General features: G+C 63.1%; 2 protein-coding genes. One reads left to right on the forward strand and one right to left on the reverse strand.

Annotation, left to right across the window (positions count from 1 at the left end; all coding sequences use genetic code 11):
- Window positions 1–607: 607 nt before the first annotated feature.
- Window positions 608–1,033: a hypothetical protein gene (locus HG421_RS05805; protein WP_168968102.1), complete on the reverse strand. Its 426-nt coding sequence runs from the start codon at window positions 1,031–1,033 to the stop codon at window positions 608–610.
- Between HG421_RS05805 and HG421_RS05810 the strand changes: the two genes are divergently transcribed.
- The gene (locus tag HG421_RS05810) at window positions 1,022–10,540 is read left to right on the forward strand and encodes a non-ribosomal peptide synthetase (protein ID WP_248279470.1); all 9,519 of its coding nucleotides are present in this window, start codon (window positions 1,022–1,024) and stop codon (window positions 10,538–10,540) included. The genes HG421_RS05805 and HG421_RS05810 overlap by 12 nt on opposite strands.
- The last annotated feature ends 79 nt before the right edge of the window (window positions 10,541–10,619 follow it).

Here is a 10,619-nt window from a genome sequence, read left to right on the forward strand (position 1 = left end):
CCGAATCCGGGCTGGGACAGCCGCCGCGCCGTGCCGGAAACAGGATTTGCTGCAATCATGACGATCACCTGCCTTGCGATGTAGCGGCATGCAGGCTCGCATCGCATATCCAAGGGCGTTCTGCCAAAACATTCGTCGCTTGGCTCACCTCGCATCGGATGACGGTGCCGGCCCCACACGTCCTGATACACATGCCTGTCTTGCTGCGCTGGGTTGCCGCGTACGCCTTCATGGCAGGCGATCGTTCTCGCCTTAGCAGGTATCCGCATTCGTGGAAGGCGGCAGCATTTTTCTCGGTTGCGATGCCGTATCAGATCGTGGCACCACCCGACACATGTTGGCGCAATCGGTGGCGCTTGCCGCGCAATCACGACCGCTCTATTGGCTCGGAATTCTAGTAGATATCGATTTATTCAGATAGCGCAGCCGCGGCATGGCGATTCCGCAAGAGATTTTTTATGCCGCTGCAGAAGCAGGAAATGTGAGCGCTATCTTTTTTGTGTGCGGAATTCCTCGTGGACGTCGTTGAATTTGTTTGGCGGACGATTGGGATTGATAGCGTCGTTCAATCGAGTTGTTTTCGATCAGAAATAAGAAACGAAATTTCTTATCGCCTACGTAACGCCTCCGTAACTGGCGTGTTACCAATGGCGCCGAAAGTTGAAGTGCGGATGATGGATTTTAAAGAGTTATCTTTGTCGTCGATCAATTTATGAATAATTCCCGTGAGTTGTCGAAAGCAGATCGACTGGTCTGAAAGGCGCGTGCGTCGACGTTTTCTTGATGCGTTGCTGAAAGGCGATATGGACTCGCGGCCACAGAAGAAGCCCGTATTTTCGCTGCGCTGACACAGCGTCGATACCGCTTCCATAAATGATTTTTTTGAGCATGCCGCCGCCTTGAACGGCGCGGTTAATGGTTGTCCTGTGTCCAATAACAAATGGAGTAAGTAATGCGACCGACCGATCGACACGGCCACCCGCTGAGCAGCCCGCAACGGGAAATATGGCTGGAGCAGCTGATGCTTGGACAATCCGTTTCGTCCATCATCGGAGGCTATGTCGAGATCGACGGTGAGATTGATCCCGATCGCTTTGCGCGCGCCGCGCAGGCGCTGATGGATCAATGCGAGGTATTGCGAACCTACCTGCTGCAGGAGGTGGATGACGAAGGCGTCCCGCTGCAAGCCTTCGCCGACTCGATGGAACTACCGGTGCCGTTCGTCGATGTGGCGTCCCTGCCTGATCGCCAGGCATGGCTGGAGCAATGGATCCAGGATCATATGGAGACACCGTTCCAGTTCGACGGCACGCCGCTGCTGCGACTGTCGTTGTGCCGGTTTGACGCAGCGAAATGGTATGTCATGGTGAGCTTGCATCACATCCTGATGGATGGGTGGTCGCTTTTCCTGACAATCGAGACGCTAGGGCGGCTGTACAGCGAGCTGATCGATGGTGGCTCGCCCGTCGTCGAAGTGCGCTCGTATCGCGACTTCATCGAACAGGACCACGCTTACGGAAGCTCGCGGCAGTACCAGGCCGATCGCAGCTACTGGTTGGCGAAGTACGCAACGCCGCCGGACCCTTTGTTCGCAACCGCGTCCTCTGCGTCGGGGACGAACGAGCTTGGCGGGGTCAGCGTCAACTTTGTGAGGACGTTTCCGATCGATCTGCTGGATCAGATGGCTGCGCTTGCAGCCGACTGCGGGGTGTCCCAGTTCCAGATCGTGCTGGCCGCGCTGTATGTCTACTTCTCCCGCACCCAGCAGCGCGAGGATCTGGTCATCGGCGTGCCGATCCTCAACCGCGCCGGCCACCAGTTCAAGCATGCCATCGGCTTGTTTGCACAGATCAATCCGGTGCGGATGTGTTTCGACTCGCAGATGTCCTTCATCGATGTCGTGCGCAGCGTTTCGCGCGAGCTGCGCAGCGACTACCGCCATCAGCGTTTCCCCGTCAGTGAAATAGGGCGCGCCTGCGGCTTGTCCAAGCGTGGTGCAGCACGCTTGTTCGACGTGGTCTTCTCCTTCGAGCAGAGCGAGCACGTCTATCGCTTCGGCCCGGCGCAGGGACACTTCGTCAAGTCGTCCAATAACCGGGAGTACAACCCCTTATCGCTGTACATCCGGCAGAACACCAACGATGAGATCGCGTGGTTCCATGCGATCTACAACAAAGGCTATTTCACTGCCGATCAGGTCGAGCGCATGACCGAGCGCCTGTTGCATCTGATCAGGCAGGTGGTGGCCGACCCCGGGCAGCGGTTGAGCGAGATCTCGCTATGTTCTGACGATGAGCTGGCGCAGCTGAGCGACTGGAGCCAGGGCCGGCAGGTGGAGATGCCAGCTGCGACGTTGCCGGCGCTGTTCGAAGCGCAGGTGGCACGCACGCCCGCGGCGCTGGCCGTGCTTGCCGGCGAGCAACGGCTGAGCTATGCCCAGCTCAATGCGCAGGCCAACCAGCTTGCGCACCACCTGATCGCGATTGGGCTGCGCCCGGATGATCGGGTCGCTCTCTGTCTCGAACGTGGGGCGACGATGGTGGTGGCACTGCTGGCTGTACTCAAGGCCGGAGGCGCTTATGTGCCACTGGATCCACGCTATCCCCCAGAGCGCATCGCCTACATGCTGGCCGACAGCGCTCCGCGTGTGCTGTTGGTCCATTCGGCGACCAATGGCCGGCTGCCCGTAACAATCGTCCCGAGAATCGATCTCGATTTGCCTGATTGGGTCGACCAGCCAACCTCCGACCCGGACGTAGCGGCCTTGAATCCCTCGCATCTGGCCTACGTGATCTACACATCCGGCTCGAGCGGTCGTCCCAAGGGGGTAATGGTGCCGCATGCCGCGCTGGTCAACTATCTGCGCTGGAGCGTGGACTATTACCAGCCGCAGCATGCCGCGCTGGTGTCGTCCTCGTTGTCATTCGATGCGACGGTGACCAGCCTCTACTTACCATTGCTATGCGGTGGCACCACCGAGTTGCTGCCCGAAGGAGATGAGATCGAGGCGTTGTTGCACAGGATCTGTGCGGATCGCCCGCTGTGCCTGGTCAAGATCACACCGGCACATCTGGAGGTGCTGACCCAGCAGCTGGAGGCGTGCGGCGGCGCGCTTTCCGTGGCGTTGTTCGTGGTCGGAGGCGAGGCCTTGCCTGCTGCCACGGTAAGACGGTTGCGTCTGCTCGCGCCTTACGTGAGGGTGGTCAATGAGTACGGCCCGACGGAAACGGTCGTGGGCTGCGTGGTGCACGAGATTCCGCTCGATTGGGACGCTGGCGACACAGCCAGTGTTCCGATCGGACGGCCGATCGACAATGTACGTCTGCATCTTCTGGACGTGCATGGGCAACCGGTGCCGATCGGGGTTGTCGGCGAGCTCTGCATCGCCGGCAACCAGGTGACTCGCGGCTACCTCAATCGGCAGGACTTGACGGCGCAACGCTTCGTCGCCGACCCGAGCGATGCGGGCGGCGATCAGCGGATGTACCGCAGTGGCGATCTTGCCCGGTGGATGGCCGACGGCACCCTGGAGTACCTGGGACGCAACGACGACCAGATCAAGCTGCGTGGATTCCGGATCGAGCCGGCGGAGGTGGCCGCCAGATTGCTGGAGGATCCACGGGTGGTGGATGCGGCGGTGATTGCGCACACGGCGCGTTCAGGCGAGCCCTCCCTGGCAGCGTATTACGTCAGTTCCAGCAGCGAAGTGACGCCCGAGCAGTTACGTGAGCGGCTGCTGCAGCAGTTGCCGGACTACATGGTGCCCACGGTCTATATCCGTATCGATCGGTTGCCCTTGACACCGAACGGCAAACTGGATCGCAGAGCACTGCCAGCGCCGCAGGCAGAGGCGTATGTCCAGCAGGGGTACGTGCCGCCGGAAGGTGAGGTCGAGCGCTTGCTCGCGACGCTTTGGAGCCAGGTGCTCAAGGTCGAGCAGGTAGGGCGGCACGACGATTTCTTCAAGCTGGGTGGGCACTCGTTGCTGATGGTGGCCTTGCTCGAGCGCATGCGACACCACGGATTGCCCGCCGATGTGAAGTCTTTGCTTGCCCAACCAAGCTTGATGGGCATGGCTGCAGCGGTGGGCACCAGCAGTGAGACCGAAATACCCCCGAACCGGATGACGCCAGAGTGCACATTCATCACTCCGGAGTTGCTGCCCTTGTTGTCGCTGTCGCAGGACGCGATCGACCGCATCGTGGCGGACGTGCCGGGTGGCGCCGGCAACATCCAGGATATCTATCCTGCCGCTCCGCTGCAGGAGGGTCTTGTCTATCACCACCTCACGGCCGAGCACGGCGATCCGTATCTGCAATGCAGCAGCTTTATCTTTGCGGACCGGCTGCGTCTGGAGGCGTTCGCCGCAGCGCTGCAACGCGTGGTCGACCGCCACGATATCCTGCGTACGTCGCTGAGCTGGGAGCAGCTGGACACACCCGTGCAGGTGGTCTGGCGACGGGCAACAGTGCCGGTGGTCGAAGTCGTCCCCGATCCGGATGCTGGCGATGTCCTGCAGCAATTGCAGGCATACACGGATCCGGCACGCCAGCCGCTGGATCTGCGGCGTGCTCCGCTGCTGCGGCTCTGCCATGCCCACGATGCGGTCGGCCAGCGCTGGGTAGGCGTACTGCTGTTCCATCATCTGATCGGTGATGCAGCATCGTTGCCAAGCCTGCTCGAGGAAATCGGTGGCCATCTGCAAGAAGAGGGCGCTGTCCTGCCGCCGCTCTTCCGCTATCGGACGTACACGATGCAGGCCCGACTCAGCCAGCAATCGGAAGAACACGCGCAGTTCTTCACGCGGATGCTGGGAACCGTCAGCGAGCCGACCATCGCGTTCGACCTGGATGCGGTGCAGCCCGAGCCGGGTATCAACTGCAAGGCGGTCGCCCAGGTCGACGCGTCAATGGCGCTGCGCCTGCAGGTACAGGCAAGGCGCGCGGGCGTGAGCGTCGCCACATTCTGCCATGTCGCCTGGGCAAAAGTGCTGGCGGCGGTGACGGGCTCGCAGGATGTGGTCTTTGGCACGGTCATGCTCGGCCGCACACAAGGAACCAACATCGAGCGAGCCATCGGGATGTTCGTCAATACCTTGCCCATCCGGGTCGGGCTAGGCCAGGCAAGCATTGGTGCCGTCATCCGGCAAACGCATGGTTGGCTGACGGAGTTGCTGGCGCATGAGCACGCGTCGCTGTCGCTTGCGCAACGTTGTAGCGGACTCCCTGCACAGCAGGCGCTGTTCAACGCGTTGTTCAACTATCGCAGGACGCGTCGGGCCAACCTCAACGGCACCGTGCTGCAGGCTTGGCCCGGTATCGATGTCTTGGGCGGCGAGGAGCGCAGCACCTATCCGGTCAGCCTGTCGGTGGATGATCTGGGCGATGGTTTCCAGTTGATGGCGCAAGCGCCATCGGACGCTGTCGCCGTCCGCCTGTGTACTTACATGCACAGGATATTGGAGCGGCTGGTCGTTGCGCTGGAGCACTCCTTCGATACACCGATCGGTCAACTATCCGTGCTGTCGGTGGAGGAGCTTCGATACTTGCTGGAAACCCTGAACGCCACCGAGCGTGCGTACCCCTGTGAGCAGACCACGCACGGGGTGTTCGAGCAGCAGGTACGACAGACGCCCGATGCGATCGCGGTGATCGATGGGGCGCGCCGGTGCACGTACGAAGCGCTGAATCGAGCGGCCAATCAGTTGGCGCATCACCTGATGGGTGTTGGGGTTGGCCCGGGCGACTACGTGGCCATCTGTTTGCCGCGCTCGATAGCGCTGGTAGTGGCGCAACTGGCGGTCTGCAAATGTGCAGCCGCCTATCTGCCATTGGATGCGCTGGCGCCTGACGAGCGGCGACGACAGGTACTGGAGGACAGCGCAGCGCGCTGGGTCGTCAGCCGCAGCGACCAACACCTGCCCAGCGGCACCCTGCGGCTGGACATGGATCTGCTCGAACTGGAGGCATGCCCAACGCACGATCCGCAGTTGCCCCAGTCCAGCGAAGCGGATGCCTACCTCATGTACACCTCCGGCTCGACGGGTATTCCCAAGGGCGTGCGGGTACCGCATCGCGCAATCAACCGGCTGGTGTGCAACAACGGTTACGCCGAATTCGTTCCCGGCGACCGGGTCGCATTCGCGGCCAATCCTGCCTTCGATGCCAGCACGTTGGAAGTCTGGGCGCCTTTGCTGACCGGCGCTTGCGTGGTGGTGGTCGCGCAGGAAATCGTGCTGTCGCCACAGCGCTTGCGCGACTGTCTGCGCAGCGAGGCTATCAACGTACTGTGGCTGACGGCCGGCTTGTTCCATCACTACGCCGCCGCGTTGATGCCGGTCTTCCCACAGCTACGCTACTTGATCGTTGGCGGCGACGTGCTCGATCCAGACGTGGTAGCGCGGGTGCTGGAGGAAGGCGCGCCACAGCATCTGCTCAACGGTTACGGCCCCACCGAAACGACCACCTTCGCAACCACCCATCGCATCACCGACGCGACGGGCGCCATTCCGATTGGAAGGCCTATCGGCAATACCCGCATCTACGTGCTGGATGAGGTTGGAATGCCAGCGCCGATGGGCATGGCCGGCGAGATTTACATCGGCGGTGATGGCGTTGCGCTGGGCTACCTGAAACGCCCGGCGCTGACCGCTGAGCGCTTTCTGCCGGATCTTTTCAGTGGCAAGCCGGGTGCTCGCCTGTATCGCAGCGGCGATCTTGGGCGCTGGCGTGCCGACGGTGTGCTGGAGTATCTGGGACGCAACGATGGGCAGGTGAAGGTGCGTGGCTTCCGCGTCGAGGTGGGCGAGATCGAGGCCGCCCTGCAGATGCATCCCGCCGTGGCCACTGCAGTGGTGATGCAGCGCGAAGACGTGCCCGGTCTCAGGCAACTGGTCGCGTACTACCAAACGGTCGCGGACGCCGGGGCGATCGATGTGCAGGACCTGCATACCCATCTGCTGAGCCGCTTGCCCGACTACATGGTACCCGCCGCCTATATCGCCGTTGCACAGCTGCCCTTGACCGCCAACGGGAAGCTGGACAGACAGGCATTGCCTGCTCCGGATGCCACCCAGCGCGGGATGCGCACCTACGTGGCGCCGGCGAGCGCGCTGGAACGGCAGTTGGCCGAGGTCTGGCAGGCGGTGCTGGGCGTCGATCGGGTCGGGCGCAACGACAACTTCTTCCAGCTCGGGGGCCACTCGTTGCTGGCGGTGACGCTGGTCGAGCGGCTCCGGCAACAGGGCCTGGGCATGGACGTGCGGACCTTGCTCGGGCAGCCGACCCTGGCGGCAATGGCCGCTACGCTCGGTCACTACAGCGAGCTGGAGGTTCCCCCCAACCTGATTCGACTCGGTTGCGAGCGCATCACACCGGAGCTGCTGCCACTGGTGGAGCTGTCGCAGGACGCGATCGATCGCATCGTTGCGACCGTACCCGGCGGTGCAGCCAATATTCAGGACATCTATCCGCTGGCACCGTTGCAGGAGGGGGTGCTGTATCACCACCTGATGGCGCGGCAGGGCGATCCGTATCTGCAGTCCATGCTGTTGTCCTTCGATAGCCGCGAGCGGCTCGATGGCTTCGTGATGGCTTTGCAGCAGGTGATCGATCGTCACGACGTGTTCCGCACGAGCATCGTGAACGAGGGCCTTGCCAACCCGGTACAGGTGGTCTGGCGACAGGCTGCACTGCCGGTGTCCTGCGTTGTCGTACGTCCAGGTGAAGAGGTGCTGCGGCAATTGCGCGAGCGCTTGGACCCGTTGCAGCGTCGTCTGGATCTATCGAAGGCGCCGCTGCTGCAGCTTCATCATGCCTTCGATGCTGCCGGTAGCCGCTGGGTCGCGATGCTGCTGATCCATCACCTGGTGGATGATGCCGCGACCATGCATGTGCTCGGTGCGGAGCTGCGAGCGCTGCTGTCGGGCCAGGGGCATCTGTTGCCCGCATCGGTGCCTTATCGCACATATGTCGCGCATGCGCGCGACGCACGCGCACGTGGCGCGCAGCAAGACTTCTTCCGTCAGCAATTGGGCGATGTGGAGGAGCCGACCTTGCCGCTCGGGCTGGCAGAGATCCATGGCGACGGCCGCGCGCCGGAGCGGGCATCGTTGGTGTTGGACATGCGGCTGTGCGCGCGCGTGCGCGACAGCGCGGCGCGCGCGGGGGTAACGCCGGCCAGCGTTTATCACCTTGCCTGGGCGCATGTGGTGGGCCAGCTCTCGGGCAAGGACGATGTGGTGTTCGGCACCGTCCTGCTAGGGCGCATGCACGCCGGGCCCGGCGCAGACCGCGCCTTGGGCATGTTCATCAATACCTTGCCGATGCGTCTACGCTTGCAACAGCCGTCGGTCCGGGCTGCCGTGCAGGATGTGCAGACGCAGTTGAACATGTTGCTTGCGCATGAACATGCGGGCCTCAGCCATGTCCAGCGCTGCAGCGGCGTGGCGCCGCCGCAACCATTGTTCAGCGCTCTGCTGAACTATCGCTCGCGTCCTGCAGCGGTTGCCGATCGCGACGCGGCGACACCATGGCCGGGAATCACCATCGTGCAGACGCAGGGTGCCAACCACTATCCGGTGGTCCTCGACGTGGAAGAGCGCGGCGATACGACCGAACTGATCGGCTTTCTGCCCGCCGGACACGACCCAAGGCGCCTGTGCGACTGGATGCGATCGGCGCTGGAACAGCTGATCGATGCGCTCGACGAGACAGCCGAGCGGCCGCTCGGGCAGCTGTGCGTGGTGCCGGCCGGAGAGCGCCGCAAGCTGCTGGGCTTCAATACCAGCCATCGCGCACCGCCACGCGCCTACACGCTGCATAGCTTGTTCGAGCAACAGGCCGCACAGCGTCCCACGGCCGTCGCCCTGGAGTGCGACGGTCGACACTGGCAGTACGGCGAACTCAATCTGCGTGCCAACCGCCTGGCGCATCGCTTGTTGCAGCTGGGTGTGCGGCCCGACGAACGGGTGGCCATCTGTGCGCACCGTGGTCCAGCGCTGGTGATCGGTTTGCTGGCCATCCTCAAGGCCGGGGCGGCCTATGTTCCACTGGATCCCGCCTATCCGTTGGCGCGCCTGCGTTATCTGCTGCAGGACAGCGCACCGCATGCAGTGCTGGTGCAGTCGGAAACGCGACCGTCATTGCAGGAGTTCGCGCTGCCCTTGATCGACCTGGACGATGCCGGCGGCATCGACGCGCCGCTCGACAATCCGGTGATCGCCGAGCTGACGTCGGCGCACCTGGCCTATGTGATCTACACCTCCGGTTCGAGTGGCCAGCCAAAGGGCGTGATGGTCGAGCATCGGCAGCTGGCGCATCTGGTGGCCTGGCATGCCGCGGCCTTCGGCGTGGGCGAGGGGACGCGCAGTTCCTGCGTGGCCGGCGTGAGCTTCGATGCTGCGGCGTGGGAACTCTGGTCCAGCCTGTGTACGGGTGGATGTCTGGTGATGCCTGGTTCCATGCCCGCTGCAGATGTGGAGTCACTGCTGCAGTGGTGGCGTGCCCAGGAACTGGACGTGAGCTTTCTGCCGACGCCGATCGCCGAGCATGCGCTGGCTGCCCGGATCATGCCCAAACGTCTGGGCTGCCTCCTGGTTGGTGGTGATCGCTTGCGGCAGGTGCCCGAAGGCCTGCCGTTTCCTGTGTACAACAACTACGGCCCGACCGAGACGGCGGTGGTGGCCAGCAGTGGTGTCGTGACGCCGGGGGTGTTGCATCCGTCGATCGGCCGGCCCTTGCCGTATCTGCGGGCGTATGTCCTCGACGCCCAGGGCCGGCTCGCGCCATTGGGTGTGGTGGGGGAGCTGTATGTGAGCGGTGCCGGTGTGGCGCGCGGATATCTGGGGCGCGCGACACTGACAGCCGAGCGATTCGTCGAGGATCCATTCGATCCGGGCCAGCGCATGTATCGCACCGGCGACCTGTGCCGCTGGCTGGACGACGGCCGACTGGAGTACGTCGGCCGCAACGACGAACAAGTGAAGATCCGTGGTCGGCGCATCGAGCTGGGCGAGATCGAAGCGCATCTGCAGGCGCATCCACAGGTGCGCGAGGCGGTGGTGCTGGCGCGTGAGGATCTGCCGGGCGAGCGACGGCTGGTGGGCTACGTGCTCGCCACGGCCGAGGCACCGACCACGCCGGCGCTGCAGCGCTATCTGCGCGAGCGATTGCCCGATTACCTGGTACCGGATGCGTTCATGCAGATGGACGCCTGGCCACTCACTGCCAACGGCAAGCTCGATCGGCGGGCATTGCCGATGCCCGATGCCGTCCAGGGCGCGCAGGCATATGTTGCACCGGCCACTGAGCTCGAGCAGCAATTGGCCGAGATCTGGCAAACCGTCCTCGGTGTGGAACGTGTCGGGCGCGAAGACAACTTCTTCCAGCTCGGTGGCCATTCGCTGCTGGCAGTGACACTGGTGGAACTGATCAAGCAGGAGGGCATCGACGCAGATGTCCGCACATTGCTCCAACACCCCGTCCTGGCGGACTGCGCAGCCGCCCTCGAACTCGTACAGCCAGTGGAGATCGTTCTGTGATCGCGATGGATTTCATGCAGTCGCTCAAGCAAAAGGGAGTCGAGTTGGTGCTGCAGGACGGGCGACTGCTCGTGCGAGG

The organism is Xanthomonas campestris pv. badrii (assembly GCF_012848175.1).
GTDB classification, from domain to species: domain Bacteria; phylum Pseudomonadota; class Gammaproteobacteria; order Xanthomonadales; family Xanthomonadaceae; genus Xanthomonas; species Xanthomonas campestris_C.